The 17,292-nt window shown below is 73.9% G+C and carries 17 protein-coding genes and 1 tRNA gene; 14 read left to right on the forward strand and 4 right to left on the reverse strand.

Annotation, left to right across the window (positions count from 1 at the left end):
- Positions 1 to 134 precede the first annotated feature (134 nt).
- Entirely contained in the window at positions 135 to 1,586 is a 1,452-nt protein-coding gene (locus ACFYXU_RS30920) for a PP2C family protein-serine/threonine phosphatase (protein WP_389460990.1), read from the reverse strand.
- 522 nt (positions 1,587 to 2,108) lie between these two features.
- Between ACFYXU_RS30920 and ACFYXU_RS30925 the strand changes: the two genes are divergently transcribed.
- Together ACFYXU_RS30925 and ACFYXU_RS30930 are read left to right on the forward strand one after the other, a co-directional pair.
- A complete protein-coding gene (locus tag ACFYXU_RS30925; RefSeq protein ID WP_361397242.1) occupies positions 2,109 to 2,789 on the forward strand; it encodes a bifunctional DNA primase/polymerase in 681 nt (226 codons plus the stop codon).
- Between the two features lie 216 nt (positions 2,790 to 3,005).
- A complete protein-coding gene (locus ACFYXU_RS30930; protein ID WP_389407872.1) occupies positions 3,006 to 3,596 on the forward strand; it encodes a hypothetical protein in 591 nt (196 codons plus the stop codon).
- A 221-nt stretch (positions 3,597 to 3,817) separates the two neighbouring features.
- Here the strand turns inward: ACFYXU_RS30930 and ACFYXU_RS30935 are convergent, their stop codons facing one another.
- The 3 genes from ACFYXU_RS30935 to ACFYXU_RS30945 form a co-directional block, all read right to left on the reverse strand.
- A complete protein-coding gene (locus ACFYXU_RS30935; protein WP_361397236.1) occupies positions 3,818 to 4,792 on the reverse strand; it encodes a DUF5926 family protein in 975 nt (324 codons plus the stop codon).
- Positions 4,793 to 5,105: 313 nt separating this feature from the next.
- Positions 5,106 to 5,729: an ATP-binding protein gene (locus tag ACFYXU_RS30940; protein ID WP_329856150.1), complete on the reverse strand. Its 624-nt coding sequence runs from the start codon at positions 5,727 to 5,729 to the stop codon at positions 5,106 to 5,108.
- A 124-nt stretch (positions 5,730 to 5,853) separates the two neighbouring features.
- Positions 5,854 to 6,675 (reverse strand): glycerophosphodiester phosphodiesterase, encoded by an 822-nt coding sequence (locus tag ACFYXU_RS30945; RefSeq protein WP_389460993.1) that lies wholly within the window; start codon positions 6,673 to 6,675, stop codon positions 5,854 to 5,856.
- A gap of 189 nt (positions 6,676 to 6,864) precedes the next feature.
- On the opposite strand from ACFYXU_RS30945, the gene ACFYXU_RS30950 reads away from it, so the two are divergent.
- The 12 genes from ACFYXU_RS30950 (at position 6,865) to ACFYXU_RS31005 (ending at position 17,137) form a co-directional block, all read left to right on the forward strand.
- Positions 6,865 to 8,322 (forward strand): S1C family serine protease, encoded by a 1,458-nt coding sequence (locus ACFYXU_RS30950; protein ID WP_389460995.1) that lies wholly within the window; start codon positions 6,865 to 6,867, stop codon positions 8,320 to 8,322.
- A gap of 62 nt (positions 8,323 to 8,384) precedes the next feature.
- Positions 8,385 to 8,471 (forward strand) — tRNA-Ser (locus ACFYXU_RS30955).
- 135 nt (positions 8,472 to 8,606) lie between these two features.
- Entirely contained in the window at positions 8,607 to 8,774 is a 168-nt protein-coding gene (locus tag ACFYXU_RS30960; protein WP_389460997.1) for a hypothetical protein, read from the forward strand.
- 491 nt (positions 8,775 to 9,265) lie between these two features.
- The gene (locus ACFYXU_RS30965) at positions 9,266 to 9,478 is read left to right on the forward strand and encodes an antitoxin (protein WP_389407875.1); all 213 of its coding nucleotides are present in this window, start codon (positions 9,266 to 9,268) and stop codon (positions 9,476 to 9,478) included.
- A gap of 153 nt (positions 9,479 to 9,631) precedes the next feature.
- Positions 9,632 to 10,150, forward strand: a complete 519-nt coding sequence (locus ACFYXU_RS30970) for an O-acetyl-ADP-ribose deacetylase (protein ID WP_389407876.1) — start codon at positions 9,632 to 9,634, stop codon at positions 10,148 to 10,150.
- Between the two features lie 432 nt (positions 10,151 to 10,582).
- Positions 10,583 to 10,888, forward strand: a complete 306-nt coding sequence (locus ACFYXU_RS30975; RefSeq protein ID WP_329856156.1) for a hypothetical protein — start codon at positions 10,583 to 10,585, stop codon at positions 10,886 to 10,888.
- A 172-nt stretch (positions 10,889 to 11,060) separates the two neighbouring features.
- Positions 11,061 to 12,227, forward strand: coding sequence for an acyl-CoA dehydrogenase family protein (locus tag ACFYXU_RS30980; RefSeq protein ID WP_389460999.1), 1,167 nt, complete (start codon positions 11,061 to 11,063; stop codon positions 12,225 to 12,227).
- Positions 12,224 to 13,234: a bifunctional MaoC family dehydratase N-terminal/OB-fold nucleic acid binding domain-containing protein gene (locus ACFYXU_RS30985; RefSeq protein ID WP_389461001.1), complete on the forward strand. Its 1,011-nt coding sequence runs from the start codon at positions 12,224 to 12,226 to the stop codon at positions 13,232 to 13,234. The genes ACFYXU_RS30980 and ACFYXU_RS30985 overlap by 4 nt, the downstream gene beginning before the upstream one ends.
- A 1-nt stretch (position 13,235) precedes the next feature.
- Complete coding sequence (locus ACFYXU_RS30990; RefSeq protein WP_389461004.1) at positions 13,236 to 14,360, forward strand: acyl-CoA dehydrogenase family protein; 1,125 nt, start codon at positions 13,236 to 13,238, stop codon at positions 14,358 to 14,360.
- Complete coding sequence (locus ACFYXU_RS30995; RefSeq protein ID WP_329856162.1) at positions 14,357 to 14,749, forward strand: MaoC family dehydratase; 393 nt, start codon at positions 14,357 to 14,359, stop codon at positions 14,747 to 14,749. Before ACFYXU_RS30990 ends, ACFYXU_RS30995 begins: the two co-directional genes overlap by 4 nt.
- On the forward strand, positions 14,746 to 15,912 hold the full coding sequence (locus ACFYXU_RS31000; RefSeq protein ID WP_389461007.1) for a lipid-transfer protein: 1,167 nt from the start codon (positions 14,746 to 14,748) through the stop codon (positions 15,910 to 15,912). The genes ACFYXU_RS30995 and ACFYXU_RS31000 overlap by 4 nt, the downstream gene beginning before the upstream one ends.
- Before the next feature lie 52 nt (positions 15,913 to 15,964).
- On the forward strand, positions 15,965 to 17,137 hold the full coding sequence (locus ACFYXU_RS31005) for a DUF1906 domain-containing protein (protein ID WP_389461009.1): 1,173 nt from the start codon (positions 15,965 to 15,967) through the stop codon (positions 17,135 to 17,137).
- The last annotated feature ends 155 nt before the right edge of the window (positions 17,138 to 17,292 follow it).

Genomic DNA, 17,292 nt, shown 5'->3' on the forward strand with positions numbered 1-17,292 from the left:
TGAACCCCCACCATCGTACGGTCGTGCGGAAGGGGGCACAGGGCCGGAAGACCCATTACCGGAGAGTTACGTTCCGCTTACACGCTTCTCGGTCGCGGCGGGCGGCGAGTCTCGGTCGCATCGGGCGGCCGGTCTCAGTCGAAGCGGGCGGCGAGCAGGACCACGTCCTCCCCCTCCACGGCCGGGTCGAGGCCCCCGGGGAGCAGCGTCCGCAGGACGTGGTCCGCGACGGCGCCCGGGTCGCCCCGGTCCGCCCGCGGCACGCTCGCGGCGGCCGCGTGCAGCCGTGCGTAGGCCCGGTCCGTGGCGTCGCCGGTGCGCCGCAGCAGCCCGTCGGTGTAGAGAAGCACCGTTTCTCCGGGTGCGGGGGACAGCTCCACGCTCGGCGCCTCCCAGCAGGAGAGCATGCCGAGCGGAGCCGAGAGCGAGGTCTCGACGAACTCGGTGCGGCGGTCGCCGACGACCAGCGGCGGGGCGTGTCCGGCGCCGGCCAGGACGATCCGGCGCTGCGCGGGCTCGGCGTAGGCGAAGAGCGCGGTCGCCGAGCGGGCGGGCTCGGTGAGCCGGAGCAGGAGCTCCAGGTCGGAGAGGACGGCGACGGGGTCCTCGCCCTCCATCACGGCGTACGCGCGGAGGGAGGCGCGCAGCCGGCCCATGGCGGCCATCGCGCTCGGTCCGGTGCCGGAGACGGAGCCGACGGCCAGGCCGAGGGCGCCGTCGGGCAGCGGCAGCGCGTCGTACCAGTCGCCGCCGCCCAGCGGGCCGGTGCGGTGGCGGGCGGCGAGCTGGACCCCGGGGACGCGCGGGAGGCGGCTGGGGAGCAGCTCCTCGGCGACGGTGGAGACCTGCGCGCGGGCGCGCTCGACCTGGAGGAGCCGGGTGAGGTGCTCGGTGGCGAAGCGGCCGTAGAGCCCGATGAGGTGGCGCTGCCGTTCGCCGGGTTCGGCGGGCTCGTCGTAGAGCCAGACGGCCGCGCCGAGCCGGCCGGCCTCCTCGGTGGCGAGCGGCAGAGCGTAGCTGGCGGCGTAGCCGAGGCGGGCGGCGACCTCGCGGTGGCGCGGGTCGAGGCCCTCCTCCGTGCGGACGTCACGGATGGCGATCGGACCGGGGACGCGCTCCGGGTGTCCGGGATCGGGCAGGCCGTCGAGGAGGCGGCCGTAGCTGGTGGCGCCGCGCGGGACGGTCTCGATGGTGCCGAGGTCGGCGTGGGCGAGGCCGAGGCCGATGGTGCTGGTGGGGCCGTGGCCGTCGGCCGGTTCGAGGACGGCCATGCCGCGGCGGGCGCCGACGAGGGCGGCACCGGCGCCGAGCAGCTCGCGCAGGGCCCCGTCGAGGGAGGAGGTCCTGATGAGGCGCTCGGTGAGTTCGTGGAGGGTGGTGAGGTCGGAGACCCAGGAGGCGAGCCGGTCCTGGATCAGCACGCCGGGCGGGAGGGCCGCGTCGGCGGGACCCGCGGCCGCGGGGACCCCGGGGAGGGGCGACGTAGTGTGCGGGGGACCGGGAATCGTGGAATCGATTCCGGCCACTTTCGGCATGTGCGGGACGCTCATGTCAGTCGGCTTTCCGACCGGTGCGTTTGACGCCATAGCATCGCAAACCCCCATGTCATTCTGAGCCGCTCGATGCCTCCACATGTACACGCACGGGAGGAACGATGTCCAGCATTGTCCCGATGGGACTTGTGGTGTCCGTGAGGTCGTGCGCAGGGGTTGAAGTACAGGGGAAGTTGGCCGAAAATTGCCCCCGGTGTGACCCTTTCGCGATCGACTGACGTCGTTTGAAAGCGCGTCATACGAAGCGTGCTGGGTACGTACTCGGTGACAGGCAGGGGCAGTTGACACCGCCCCGGAACGTGACGCGGAACCCCGGCGTCTTACTCGCCGCAGGCCGCAACCCGCCACCGACGGGCGGGGAACGTGTTCTGCCCGCTCCGGCTCCGACCTCGCTCCACCGGTTCACCCGGGATCCGCCCGGCACCGGCCCGGTCCGCACCGCTCTCCCGCGGTCCGGCACCCCGCCGACCCGGCACGCGCTGAGATACGCACGGTGAAGAGTTCCGCACATGGTGTGATGTGGATTCGGCGTTCAACGGAAAGGAACGAGCGCTCATGCGCGAGATCCTCGGAAGGCGACGCAGGCTCCGGTTCCGGCGCAAGGAGAGGACCGCCCGGCTCGACGCGGCGGTCACCTTCGCGGTCGAGTGGAACTGGCCCGTCCTGCCGGGCGCGAGCCTGAGAGCGACGACCCGTACGGCCAGGGGAATCGCCTGCTCCTGTCCCGACCCCGACTGCGTGGTGCCCGGCGCGCACCCCTACGACCCCGGGCTGCTCGCGGCCACCACCGACGAGCGCATGATCCGCTGGTGGTGGACCCGGCGCCCGGACGCCCCCGTGGTGCTGGCCACCGGCGGCGGCGCCCCCTGCGCGGTCAGCCTGCCCGCGGTGGCGGGCGCGCGGGCGCTCGCCGCGCTCGACGCGAGGGGCATGCGGCTCGGCCCCGTGGTGGCCACCCCGACCCGGTGGTCGATCCTCGTCGCCCCGTACGACCTCGAACGGCTGGGCGAGCTGCTGTACGCGAAGGACGGCGTGCCCAGCTCGCTGCGGTTCCACGGCGAGGGCGGCTACCTCCTGCTGCCCCCGTCGGTCGCGGGCACCGGGCAGGTCCGCTGGGAGCGCGCCCCGCTCGCGGGCTCGGCCCGCCCCTGGCTGCCCGACGTCGAGGCCGTGGTCGACGCCCTGGTCGAGGCGAGCACGAGCACGCCGGGCGGCGGCAGCAGACTGGCGTACTGAGCCGGTGCGGGGCGGCAGCGGACCGGCGTACCGAGCCCGTGCCGGGCGGCGCCGGACCGGCGCCCTCCGCCGACGGACCGGGCGTTCACCCGAAGGGGTGTGTCCCGGTCCGACTTGTACGGGAAACGGGCGCGCGCCCGGCTGGGCGCGCTGATCCCGCCGCTATGTTCACCCCACCGTCCAAGATCTCCAGCCGAGCAGGAGCAGGTGGGTCCCATGAGCCCGGTGAACCTCCGTGCGGTCGGACTCGGCGCCGCCGTCACGGTCGCCGTCCTGCTGCCCCTCGTCGCGACGGCGCGGCCCACGGGAGAGCCCGTACGGCCGGCCGGCGCGGGTGCCCGGGGCGACGCGAAGGCCGGGGACCTGCTCGGCGGACTCGGCCTGGTGCCCCGTACACCGGTGTCTCCCGCCCCCGCAACCGCCTCTCCGACACCGAAGGCCCCGGTCTCTCCCGAGCGCGTCACGCATTGTGGGCCGGAACTCGCCTCTCCCGAAGGCGCCGAGGCGCAGACCTGCGTCCTGGGCGAGGGTCCCGACATCTGGGCGCGCACCTATTACCGGAACGCCACGGGCCGGCAGCTCGACGCGTTTCTGACCCTCATGGGCCCCGCCGGGCGGACCGTACAAGTGGACTGTCCGGTCCCGGCGCAGGACGAACCGGGAACCTGTGAAACACCCAGGGAGCGCGCCGGGGGCGAGGTCACGGCCTATACGGCGGTCGCGGAATTCGCGGGATCCGGCGAGGGCGGCGCCACTCCGCTGCTGCTCCGCGCCGGAAGCAACACGGCGGACGGCGAAGGAAGTTGAATGTCGGACGCCCCGGCCCTGCCGGAAGCGGACATGGAAAGGCCCGGTCGCTGGCGACGGGGGATGCACCAGCGACCGGGCTTCAAGAACGGTAACAAGAGATCTGCGGTTCGCAAATTCGATCTCGGTTATTCGGACAGGGATTTACCCGCCCGCGGACCCGCCTTGTGGCAGAAGTCACCGACTGGTCGGTCTGTCAGTCACCGATACCACCTGGGGTATCAGCTGAGAGTCACCTGGCGGTTCGTCAGGCCGCCGCGCGCCCGGCGCTCCTCGGCCGTCAGCGGGGCGTCCGAGGCGAGCGCCCCGGCCAGCCGCTCGGCGAACGCGGCCGCCGGCTTCTCGCACTCCTCGGCCGTCATCGACGTCGGCAGGTCCCACACCGGCACCATCAGGCCGTGGGCCCGGAAGGAGCCGACGAGCCGGGTGTCCGCGCCGAGCGAGGTGCCCTCGCCGGCCTGGAGGCGGGCGAGCGCGTCGAGGAGCTTCTCCTCCGGGTACGGCATGACCCAGCGCAGGTGGTTCTTGTCCGGGGTCTCGCACCAGTACGCGGAGTCGACGCCGGTCAGCCTGACGGTCGGGATCGCGGCCGCGTTGGCCCGCTCCAGGGAGGCGGCGACCTCCGGGTCGGCGCCGTCCGTCTGCGGGATCCAGAACTCGAAGCCCGAGTGGACCTCGGGCGCGAACGGGGCGTCCGCGTCCAGCAGGTCCTGCAGGCGCGGGCCCTCCGCCGGGACGCGGCGCGCGGGCACCGGGCTGCCCGGCTCGGTCTCCAGGGCGCGCTGGAGCGTGTCCGCGAGGTCGCGGGCCAGGTCGCCGGAGGTGGAGTCGTTCTGAAGGGCGAGCAGGACCGAGCCGTCGTCACGGCGCAGCGCGGGCCACGCCATCGGCAGCACGGTCGCGAGCGTCACGGACGGCACGCCCTCGGGCAGCCCGCCCTTGAGGGTGAGCGGCACGGTGGCCGCCGGCACCAGCTCGCGGAGCGCGACCCAGTCGCACTCGCCGGGCAGACCCTCGAAGGGGCGCTGGACGAGCTCGGTCACGGCGTGCGCGGCGGCCCGGCCGTGACACGCCTTGTAGCGGCGGCCCGAACCGCACGGGCACGGCTCGCGCGCGCCGACGACCGGGATCTCCCCGCTCGTGACCTGTGCCTGGCCGGCCTTGCCGGCCTTCGTCTGGGGGCGCTTCTTGGCCATGGTGTGGCTTTCTCCCGATCGCAGCTGTGCGGTGTGCCTGCTGTTGCGTGCTGGTACGTGCGGTATCGGGCGCGAGCCTAGCGGCCCGGGGCGCCGGGGCCGCTCAGGCGGGGCGGCGCCCGGGGTCCGGGACGACGGGGGGCGCCCGGGTACGCCGTACCCGAACGCCCTCTTCGCCGCGGCCGGGCCCGGCGCGGTCCGGCCGCCGTCAGCCCAGATCGCCGTCAGCCCGGGTCCTCGTCAGCGGATCGCCGTCGGCCCAGATCTCGTCAGCGGTCCGCCGTCGGCCCAGATCGTCGTCAGCGGATCGCCGTCAGTCCAGATCGTCGTACGCGTCGAGGAAGTCGAGGGCCGGGCCGCCGCCGACGCGCGCCGCGAAGTCCTCGCGGCGGTGTCCCTCGGTGACCACCACCCAGACGGTGACCTCGCCGGTCGCGCTGTCCCGCACGCCCCAGTCCTGGGCCAGGGCCCCGATGATGTTCAGCCCGCGGCCGCCGCGCGCGGTGACCGAGGGTGTCGACGGTACGGGCCGCGTCGGGCCACCTCCGTCAGTCACCTCGACCCGCAGACCGCCCGCCGGGTCGACCCGCCAGGCCGCCCGTACGTCGCCCTCGCCCCGCTCCGCGTGCCCCAGCGGCCTGCCGTACCGGCAGGCATTGCTGAGCAGTTCGGAAAGGATCAGTACCGCGTCGTCGACGACCGATTCGGACACCCCGCTGCGGTACAGCTCGTCCCGCATCCGGTGTCGCGCCTCACCCACGCCCGCAGGGCCATGGGGTACGGCCATGCTCGACGACGTGGGCACCTCCTGTGCCACCACCAACGCCACCCCCGAGACCTCCTTTGCCCCACGCCACGGTGTGGATGCCCCAATGGCCTGGACCGGAAACCGGCCAATCGACGTGGGATGACGCACTCGTGACGATCGCGTACGCATGGAACGCGCCGGTGCACACCCTGTTATGGCGGCAGCACTCTGTGGCACAGGGGGAGGGTGTGACGGGAGAGGCCCCTTTCCGGCCCCTCTCCGGCCCCTTCCCTCCCCCCTCCCTGCCCCGGGGTCAGCCGCGGCCCAGCTGGGCGAGCACCTGCTTGGGGCGGTTGGTGATGATCGCGTCCACTCCCAGGCGCTCGCACAGCTCGATGTCCTCGGCCTCGTCCACGGTCCAGACGTGGACCTGGTGCCCGGCCTTCTGGAGCCGCAGGATCACCGCGGGATGGTGCCGGACGATCCGGATCGACGGTCCCGCGATGCGCGCGCCCGCGGGGAGCCGCCCGTCGCGCAGCCGGGGCGAGACGAACTGGGCGAGCGAGACCGTGGGCAGCGTCGGCGCGGCGGCGGCGATTCGGTGCAGGGAGCGGGCCGAGAAGCTCATGACGCGTACGGGGGACTCGTCGGGGGACGCGGGCGCGTCCAGGCCGAAGCGCTGGAGGAGTTCGAGCAGCCGCTCCTCGACCTGGCCCGCCCAGCGGGTCGGGTGCTTGGTCTCGATGGCCAGCTCGACCCGGCGCCCGGCGTCGGAGACCAGCTCCAGGAGCCGCTCCAGGGTGAGGACGGACGTGGAGGCGGGGTTCTCCCGGTCGGGGCTCTCGCCGGAGTCGTCGCGCCCCTTCCAGGTCCCGAAGTCGAGGGCGGCGAGATCGGCGAGTTCGAGCGCGGACACGGCGCCCCGGCCGTTCGAGGTGCGGTCGACCCGCCGGTCGTGGACGCAGACGAGATGGCCGTCCGCCGTCAGCCGGACGTCGCACTCCAGGGCGTCCGCGCCGTCCTCGATGGCCTTCACATAGGCGGCCAGGGTGTGTTCCGGCGCGTCCTCGGACGCTCCGCGGTGGGCGACGACCCGGAGGGGTACGCGGTTCTGGTGCTGCCGTGCGTGAGTCACGGCGTCATGGTGCCATTGGCGGGGTGACGCGGGCACCCCCGACGGCTGTCCGTTCTGTCCGTATATAAAGAAAGGGGTGCCCACGCACAGCTCCGCCTTACAGCGGCCTGACGCCCGGTGGGAAAAGCTGGTGCAGCACCCTGGAGCAGTAGGTACCCGACCCCGCGCAGTCAACGAGGAGAGCGAGCTGTGAGCACCGAGAACGAGGGCACGCCGGTTCCGGCGGACCCGGCTGCCCCGTCCGCCCCTCCCACGCCTCCCGCCCCCCCGACCCCGGCCACCGCCCCCGCCGGGGAGACGGCCCCGCAGGAGGCCCACCGGCCCACTCCGCAGGCCGCCCCGCCGTCGGCTCCCCAGGAGGACGAGCCGACGGCGGTCCAGCCCACCGTCCAGGCCCACACGCCGGCCCCCGCTCCGGCTCCGGCCGCCGCGGGCGGCCCCGCAGGCGGCTGGCCGCCGCCCCCGCCGACCGTGCCGGCCTGGGGCGCCCCGCAGCAGCCCGTACCGGCCGCTCCCGCCGCGCCGCGCCGCCGCACGGGCGGCCTCGTGGCGGCCGTGCTCGTCGCCTCGCTCGTCGCGGGCGGCATCGGCGGCGGCATCGGTTACTGGGCGGCCGAGCGCGGCGACAACGGCGTCAGCTCGACCACGGTCTCCTCCGGGCAGGCCCCGGCCTCCTTCAAGCGCGACCCGGGGACGGTCGCGGCGGTCGCCGCGAAGGCCCTGCCGAGCGTCGTCACCATCCAGGCCAAGTCGGGCGGCCAGGACGGCGAGGGCGGCACGGGCACCGGCTTCGTCTACGACCAGGAAGGCCACATCGTCACCAACAACCACGTGGTGGCGTCGGCGGCGGACGGCGGCACGCTGTCCGTGACGTTCTCCGACGGCAAGACCTACGACGCGGAGGTCGTCGGCCGGGCCGAGGGCTACGACGTGGCGGTCCTCAAGCTGAAGAACGCCCCGAAGGGCCTGACGCCGCTGCCGCTCGGGGACTCCGACAAGGTGGCGGTCGGCGACTCGACCATCGCGATCGGCGCGCCCTTCGGCCTGTCGAACACGGTGACCACGGGCATCGTCAGCGCCAAGAACCGCCCGGTCGCCTCGGGCGACGGCTCCGGCGGCAGCAGCTCGTACATGAGCGCGTTGCAGACGGACGCCTCGATCAACCCCGGCAACTCCGGCGGGCCGCTGCTCGACGCGAGCGGCGCGGTCATCGGCATCAACTCGGCCATCCAGTCGACCAGCGGCGGCTTCGGCCAGTCCCAGGCCGGCTCGATCGGCCTCGGCTTCGCGATCCCGGTCAACCAGGCGAAGAACGTGGCCCAGCAGCTGATCAGGACGGGCAAGCCGGTGTACCCGGTGATCGGCGCGACCGTGAACATGCAGGACAAGGGCCAGGGCGCGACGATCGCCACTCAGGGCTCCGGCGGCACCGCCTCGGTCACGCCCGACGGCCCGGCGGCCAAGGCGGGCCTGAAGGCCGGCGACGTGATCACGGCCTTCGACGACCACCCTATCGACAGCGGTCCCACCCTGATCAGCGAGATCTGGACGCACAAGCCGGGCGACTCGGTGAAGATCACCTACGAGCGCGACGGCAAGACCGCCACGGCCACGGTCGTCCTCGGCGAGCGGACCGGCGACAGCTGACCCGCCCCACCCTCGCAGCCGGTACGCTGTAGCCCGCTCCACCCCAGGTGGGCCGGGGCGAGGGTGGGTTGCCCGAGCGGCCTAAGGGAACGGTCTTGAAAACCGTCGTGGCAGCGATGTCACCGTGGGTTCAAATCCCACACCCACCGCAGGTGAAGGACCCCTGGCCGGGGCCGATGGCCAGGGGTCCTTCGCGTTCGCGTGACTGCTGGTGACTGAGGCTCCCCGTGGCGTCCCGATGGACCGGGCAGGGGAGGGGCACGACGGAGTGGGCGAGGGGCACGGTGAACGAGGAAGAGATGGCACGGTCGGTCGCGCGGGGGCTGCACCAGTACGAACAAGAGCGCCGAGCCAAGGCGCGTCGCCTCTACCTGAGGCAAGCGTGGGTCGGCATCGGCGCCGGCGTGGTCTTCCTGCTCGGAGTCCTGTGGAGCTTCGGAAAGCTCGGCTGAGGGCTTCCAGAACCGCCTATCGGGGGATGGACGGACCAGTTCAGCTCACGCCCTCTCCTCCTCGCCCTGGCGGACACCGGCACCCGGTAACTGGCGCTTCTCAGCCCTCAACTGGGAGCGGCAAGGGGAACGGCGCTGGAGCTTGAAGCGCTCCAGGCCACCGACCAGCCGGTCGAACCGTGGAGCACGCTCACAACGGGTCGCCGGCCACCTGCGGCAGTTCTCACGAACAGCTGGAAGCCTTCCGCCGCACGACGGTTGCCGAGCGTGAAGCTGCCCCTCGCACGTGGTCGCGGGGACGTCGTGGGCCACTCCGCGCTGCGGCGGAGCCGATCCCGCACCCACCGCTCCGGACCGGCAAGTGTGCTGGTCACAGGGGGTGCTCCCGGCCGGGAGCACCCCATTCCGCTGCCCCACGCGCGCCCTGCAGATGCGGTTCCGGTGCTGCGCCCCGATGCTGGAAGGGCTGGAACAGCGGCTAGGAGGCACGGATGTCTGTGATGGACAAGCTCAAGGGGATGCTGAAGGGCCACGAGGACAAGGCCTCCCAGGGCATCGACAAGGCCGGCGACGCCGTCGACGAGAGGACGCAGGGCAAGTACGCGGGCCAGGTCGACACGGCCCAGGACAGGCTCAAGCAGCAGTTGGGCGGCCAGGAGCAGGGGAAGGACACCCCGCCCCCGCCCCCGCCGCCCCAGCCGTGACGCGTAGCTCGGGAGGGGGTGCCCCGGTCGTTCCGGGGCACCCCCTCTTTCCCTGCCGGTCGGCGGGTGCGGGCTTTATCAGTTGGCGGGTGCCGGGGCGGGCGGCTTGAATCCTGGGGTCGGGTACGGACGGCCGGAAGAGGGGCTCTTGTCGTGGTGCGCATCGTGCTGGTCCAGGGGGACATCACCGCCGAGGCGGCGGACGCGGTGGTCAACGCCGCGAACTCCTCACTGCTCGGCGGCGGCGGGGTCGACGGGGCCATCCACCGGAAGGGCGGCCCCGAGATCCTCGCCGCCTGCCAGGACCTGCGGCGCTCGCACTACGGGAAGGGCCTGCCCACCGGGCGGGCCGTCGCGACCACGGCGGGGCGGCTGCCGGCCCGGCACGTGATCCACACGGTCGGCCCGGTCTGGTCGCGCGACGAGGACCGCTCGGAACTGCTGGCCTCCTGCTACCGCGCATCGCTGCGCGTCGCCGACGAGTTGGGGGACCGCACGGTCGCGTTCCCGGCGATCTCGACCGGCGTCTACGGCTGGCCGATGGCGGACGGCGCGCGGATCGCCGTGGAGACGGTGCGCGCGGCCCGTACCGAGGTCGAGGAGGCGCGCTTCGTGCTCTTCGACGAGGCCGCCTACGGGGCCTTCGAGACGGCCCTGGGTGAGGGCTCCTGACCGTCCGGACCCGCTGATGCGAACGCATGCGCCCCGCTGAAGGCGTGTTCGGATCCGTCGAAGGGCGAAGACGCGCCGTCGTGGCGCCCCGGAGGGGAGATGGGCGGGACATCTGCCGGAACGCTTCCTCTCTTGCGGCGCACCGGTTCCGCCGCTCCCCCGGCCTCTCCGGACCCCCTCCGTGCCTGTGAACTGCGGCTTCATTCGGAGTGCCGGGGTTTATCGGGTTGTCCTCACGCTTGCGGGGGAATCAGACGCTCCGGTGTGGTTCGCCGGGGATTCGGTGGGCAACTCTGGAGTCGCGACGTCGAGCACAACTGACCGGGGCGGTCGGCCAACCGCCCTGGAAATGGCCGTACTTCAGAACTTCAGAGCAGTTCCGCAGAGCAGTTCCGTGCAGAGCACCAGTTTTCAGTTCCTGGAGGAACAGACATGGCAAGCATCCGTACCGCCCGCGTCCTCGCCGCTGCCGCCGCCCTGCCCCTCGCCGCCGCGCTCTTCACCGGGGTGGCCCAGGCCGACATCGGCGGTTTCGCGGACGACGGATCGAACACGAGCGTCGCCACCATCGTCGGCAGCGGCGTCGGGGGTGCCAACTTCGGCAACAACACCACGACGCAGCAGGTGGCGACCGGTTCCGGCGCCTCCAACCAGAACAACACCGCGAGCGTGAACGGCTCCGCCCTGACGCACATCGACCAGTCCGACAACGTGGTCAACTTCCTCCCCTGGTGGTGACCCCAGCACGGAAACCGGCCCGTCGGGGGGCGGGACCGTGAGGTGAACGACGGCCCGTGCGCCGGTGCTCCGGCACCGGCGCACGGGCCGTCGCGCATGCGCGCGCCTTGACACGACGCAAGAATCTGACGGACAGTCAGAAATCTCAGTCGTCCCACGGGAGGCCGTCGCCGTGCACCTCGCCCCGACCGAGCGGCAGCTGCGGCTGCGCGCCGAACTCCGCGCGTACTTCCGGGAGCTGATGCCCGAAGGACCGCCTCCGGCCACCGACGCGGCCGCCCAGCGGCGGCTGCTCCGGCGGATCGGTTCGGACGGACTGCTCGGCCTCGGCTGGCCCGAGGAGTACGGAGGGCAGGGCCGCGGACCCGACGAGCAGTTCGTCTTCTTCGACGAGGCCCACCGCGCGGACGCCCCCGTCTCGATGGTCACCCTCAACACGGTCGGACCGACGCTCATGGCCCACGGGACCCAGGAGCAGAAGGCCTGGTTCCTTCCGCGGATCCTGCGCGGCGAGACGGTCTTCGCCATCGGCTACAGCGAACCCGAGGCCGGTACGGACCTCGCCTCGCTCCGCACCCGGGCCGTGCGCGACGGGGACTCCTGGCGCGTGGACGGCCAGAAGATCTTTACCTCCAACGCGCAGAACGCGGACTGGATCTGGCTCGCCTGCCGCACCGACCCCGACGCGCCACCGCACCGGGGCATCTCCATCCTCCTCGTCCCCACCGACGCCCCCGGCTTCTCCTGGACCCCGATCGAGACGGTGGGCGGTCTGACGACGACCGCCACCTACTACGACGGCATACGGGTCCCCGCCGGTCATCTCGTCGGACCCGAGCACGGCGGCTGGGGCCTCATCACCGGCCAGCTCAACCACGAGCGGGTCGCGCTGGCCGCGATCGGCATGCAGGCCGAGGACTTCTTCGCGGCCGTCCTCGACCGGGCCCGCACCCCCGATCCGGTGACGGGCCGGCGTCGGATCGACGAACCGTGGATACGGATCCGGGCCGCCGAGGCGCATGCCCGGCTGGCCGCGACCCGCCTGCTGAACTGGCGCCTCGTGGGTGACGTGGGCGCCGGGCGACTGGCTCCGGGGGACGCGAGCGGCGTGAAGTTCGCGGGCACCGAGTCGGCGGTGGAGGTGTACCGCATCTGCCAGGAGATCGCGGGCGGGCCCGGGACGGTGCGCGGGGGATCACCGGGCGCGTGCGACGGCGGCGAGCTGGAGCGCATGAACCGGGCAGCGCAGATCAACACCTTCGGGGGAGGCGTGAGCGAGGTGCAGCGCGAGATCGTCGCGAGGATGCGGCTCGGCATGAAGGCGAGGGGCCGGCGATGAGCGGGACGGACGACGCGCTGTACGAGCGGCTCGCGGCCTTCGTCGGGCGGTCCGCCGCCACCGCCGGGACCGGGAAGGACCCGGTCAACGCGGCCATGATCAGGCACTGGTGCGAGGCGATGGGGGACGCGCACCCCGCCTACCGGGGACCGGACGCCGTCGCGCCCCCGACCATGCTCCAGGCGTGGACCATGGGCGGCCTCTCCGGGCACACCGACCGGTCCCCGGCCCACGAGGAGCTGTTCGGCCTCCTCGACGGCGCCGGGTACACCTCGGTCGTCGCGACCGACTGCGAGCAGGAGTACCTGCGGCCGCTCCGCCCGGGCCAGGAGATCGGCTTCGACACCGTCATCGAGTCCGTGTCGGAGCGCAAGACCACCAAGCTCGGCACCGGGCACTTCGTGACGACGCGGACGGACGTCCGGGCGGACGGCGTCCTGGCGGGCACGCACCGCTTCCGCATCCTCAAGTACGCCCCCGCGGCCAGGCCGCCCCGGAAGCCCGAGCGGCCGTCCGAGCGGGCGGAGCTGACGAGGGAGCCGGTACGGGAGCCTGTGCGGGAGCAGCCGCCGAGGGAGCCGGTGCGGGAGGACCCGAAGCCCGCGCCCCGCCGTCCCCGGCCCGTCGTCAACCGGGACAACGCCGGCTTCTGGGAGGGCGTGGCCGCGCACCGGCTGCTGATCCAGCGCTGCGGCGACTGCGCGACCCCGCGCTTCCCCTGGCTGCCCGGATGCGCCGACTGCGGCTCGCGGGAGTGGGAGGCGGTCGAGGCGAGCGGCGCCGGGACGGTCTTCTCGTACGTCGTGATGCACCACCCGTCCTTCCCGGCCTTCGACCCCCCGTACGCGGTCGGGCTGATCGAGCTCGCGGAGGGCGTGCGGATGGTCAGCGACGTGGTCGGGGTGCCGTACGACAAGGTGCGGATCGGGATGCCGGTGCGGCTGGAGTTCCTGCGGGTCGACGAGGAGCTGGAGCTTCCCGTCTTCCGCGCGGGAGGGGAGGACTGACATGGACTTCACCCCGACCGAGGAGCAGGGGGCCGCCCGGGAGCTGGCCGGGCGGATCTTCGCCGACCTCGCGGGCCACGAGCGGCTCCGGGCCGCCGGGACGGGCACGGACGCCGAGCTGTGGAAGGCGCTCTGCGCGGCCGGGCTGCCGGGCTCCGTCGAGGAGACCGGGCTGCTCGGCCTGGTCCTGCTCCTGGAGGAGCAGGGGCGCACGACGGCGCAGGTGCCGTTCGCCGCGAGCTGTGTGTACGGGATCCTCGCCGTCGCCCGGCACGGTACGGAGGAGCAGCGCGCCCGGCTGCTGCCCGGCCTCCGGGACGGCACGACGGTGCTGACGGGCGCGCTCCCGGCACCGGGCACGGTCACGGCGGCACCGGGCACGGCCACAGCGGCACCGGCCACGGCCACGGCGCCACCGGACACGGCCACCGCGCCACCCGGCTGGGCCACCCCGGCACCCCGCGCGGGCCGGCTCAGTGGGGCCGTGGCGTGGGTGCCGTGGCTCAGGGACGCCACCCATGTGCTGGTGCCGGACCAGGACCGCGTCCTGTGGCTGGTCCGTACCGAGGACGCGGCCGCCGTGGAGCCCGTCGAGCTCACCGCGCCCTGGGCCGCCGCCCGCCTCGTCCTCGACGGGGCGCCCGCCGAGCGGCTCGGGCGGTCCGACGCGACGGCCCACGACGACGTGCTCACCGCCGCGCGGATCGCCTTCGCCGGGCTCCAGGCCGGGGTGTGCGCCGGGTCCCTGGACCGGGCCGTCGCGCACACCTCCGTACGGGAGCAGTTCGGCAGGCCGCTCTCGACCCGTCAGGCGGTGCAACTGCGGGCCGCCGACGCCCACATGGACACCGAGGCCATCCGGGTCACGGCGTACGAGGCCGCCTGGCGGTTCGACGAGGGGCTCGACGCCGGCGGGGCGGCGCTGACCGCCGCCTGGTGGGCCTCCGAGGCGGGCCGACGGGTCGTGCACGCCGGACAGCACCTGCACGGAGGCACGGGCGCGGACCTCGACCACCCCGTCCACCGGCACTTCCTCTGGGGCCGGCAGCTCGACGCCTATCTCGGGGCCGGGACCGAACTCCTCGCCGAACTCGGCGACCTGCTCGCGAAGGGGGACCCGTCGTGACCGTCCCGAAGCCGGGCGACGAGCTGCCGCCGCTGCGGATCCCGATCACCCGCACCCTGATCGTCGCCGGGGCCGTCGCCTCCCGGGACTACCAGGACGTGCACCACGACGCCGAACTCGCCCGGGAGAAGGGATCCCCGGACATCTTCATGAACATCCTCACGACCAACGGCCTCGTCGGCCGGTACATCACCGACCACTTCGGCCCCGGAGCCGTCCTGCGCCGGGTCGCCATCCGGCTCGGCGCCCCCAACTTCCCTGGGGACACCATGGTCCTGACCGGGACGGTCACCGAGGTGGACGGCGCCACGGCGAGCGTCCGGGTGGTCGGCGCCAACGGGCTCGGTCACCACGTCACCGGCACGGTCACCGTGGAGGTGACCGGATGAGCGTCCGCTCCCGGGACGAGCTCGGCGGGCGGGCGGCCGTCGTCGGCATCGGGGCGACCGAGTTCTCCAAGGACTCGGGCCGCAGCGAGCTGTCCCTGGCCGTCGAGGCCGTGCGCGCCGCCCTGGACGACGCCGGGCTCACCCCCGCCGACGTCGACGGCCTGGTCACCTTCACCATGGACACCAACCCCGAGATCACCGTCGCCCAGGCGTCCGGCATCGGCGAGCTGTCCTTCTTCTCCCGCGTGCACTACGGGGGCGGGGCCGCCTGCGCGACCGTGCAGCAGGCCGCGCTGGCCGTCGCCGCCGGGGTCGCCGAGGTGGTCGTCTGCTACCGGGCCTTCAACGAGCGCTCGGGGCGCCGCTTCGGCTCCGGGGTGCAGCAGCGCGAACCCTCCGCCGAGGGCGCGGCGCTCGGCTGGCAGCTGCCCTTCGGGCTCCTCACCCCGGCCTCCTGGGTCGCCATGGCCGCGCAGCGGTACCTGCACGCGTACGGGCTGACCCCGGAGGCCTTCGGGCACGTCGCGGTCACCGACCGGCGGTACGCGGCCCGCAACCCCGCCGCGTACTTCCACGGGAAGCCGATCACCCTCGCCGACCACGCGGCCTCGCGCTGGATCGTCGAGCCGCTCCGGCTCCTCGACTGCTGCCAGGAGACCGACGGCGGCCAGGCGATCGTCGTCACCTCCGTCGAGCGCGCCCGTGACCTGCCGCGGCCACCGGCCGTGATCCTGGCGGCGGCCCAGGGCGCCGGGCGCAGACAGGAGGCCATGACCAGCTTCTACCGCGACGGCCTGACCGGGCTGCCGGAGATGGGTGTGGTGGCCCGTCAGCTCTGGCGGACCTCCGGACTCGCGCCCTCCGAGATCGACGTGGGCATCCTCTACGACCACTTCACCCCGTTCGCGCTGATGCAGCTGGAGGAGTTCGGCTTCTGCGGCCCGGGCGAGGGGGCCGACTTCGTCGCGGCGGACGCGATCCCGCTGAACACCCACGGGGGGCAGCTGGGCGAGGCGTACCTCCACGGCATGAACGGCATCGCGGAGGCGGTACGGCAGATCCGTGGCACCTCGGTGAATCAGATCCCGGGCGCGGCCCGGACCTTGGTCACGGCGGGCACGGGGGTTCCCACGTCCGGGTTGATCCTGGGCACGGACGGCTGAGGCGACGGCCTGAGCGGTGGCCGGGCACGGCGTGCGGATCTTCACTCGCGCCATGAGCACTCGCACGCCGCCGACGCCCGAACCCGGTCCCGAGCCCGTACTCGACCCTGAGGCGGGACCGGGCCCCGCCCCCGAGCCTGGCCCCGCCCCCGCCCCCGAGCCCGGACCCGCCCCCGCACCCCCTGCCGTACGCGCTCCGGCCGCGTCGTCCGCACCGGCCCGGCCGCGGTGCGCGCCGCCTCCCGGGGCGCGTACCGCGGTCGCCGCCGTGCTGGTGGCGCTGGCCGGGGCGGCCCTCCTCGCCGCCCCGCCCCCCGCCACGGAGCGCACCGGCCCCGGCGGCACGGCCTCCGCCACCAGGGCCGTCCCGGCCGTGCCCGCCGCCACCGGGTCCGACTCGGCGAAGCCCGGGAGCGGGGCCGGGGGCGCTCCCGGCGGCGCCGCTCCCGCGACCTTCGCCGGGAAGGCGTTCGACACCTGCGAGGCGCCGCCCCTCACCGTGATGGAGGCCTGGCGGGGGTCGCCGTACGGAGCCGTGGGGATCTACTTCGGCGGGCGGGGCCGCGGATGTCCCGTCCAGAAGGAGCTCACCCCCGACTGGGTCGCCTCCGCGCACGCCATGGGCTGGCGGCTGCTGCCGCTGTTCGTCGGCTCCCAGGCGCCGTGCGTGGACAACCCCGCCAAGCGCAAGTACGCCATCGGCGGCGCCCCCACGGCCCAGGGCACCCAGGAGGGCGGCGACGCGGTCCGGGCCGCGCGGGCGCTCGGGATCGGCACCGACAGCCCGCTCTACCTCGACGTCGAGGCGTACGCGCGGGGGGACGCGGGCTGCGCCGCGACCACCCTGGCCTTCGTCCGGGCCTGGAACCGGGAGGTACGGCGCCTCGGCTACCTGCCCGGCTTCTACAGCAGCGCCGACACGGGCGTGCGGGACCTGGAGGCGCAGCGGAGGGCGGGGACGGAGGACCTGCCGGACGTGATGTGGTTCGCCCACTGGAGCGGGCAGCCGGCCCTGCTGACCGAGCCGGCGCTGCACCCGGAGGCCTGGACGCCGCACGCCCGCATCCACCAGTACGTGGGCAACGTCACCGAGACGTACGGCGGGCGCACCCTCTCGATCGACCGCAACGCGATCGACGCGCCGGTCGCGCGGGTCACCGCCCCGGCCCGGTCGGACTCCCGGCTCCCCGTCCCGCTGTCGTTCCTCGACTCCGGCCGCCCCTGAGACCCGGGCGGCCGGCCGAGATCCCGCCGTCCCTGAGACCCGGGAGACCGCACAGCTCCCGCCGCCCCTGAGCCCCGGGAGACCTCACAGCTCCCGCCGCCCGTAGGGACCGGGCGACCCCGCCCCGACCCTGACCCCGTCGTCCCCCTCCCTCC

The organism is Streptomyces sp. NPDC002232 (assembly GCF_042890295.1).
Classification (GTDB): Bacteria; Actinomycetota; Actinomycetes; order Streptomycetales; family Streptomycetaceae; genus Streptomyces.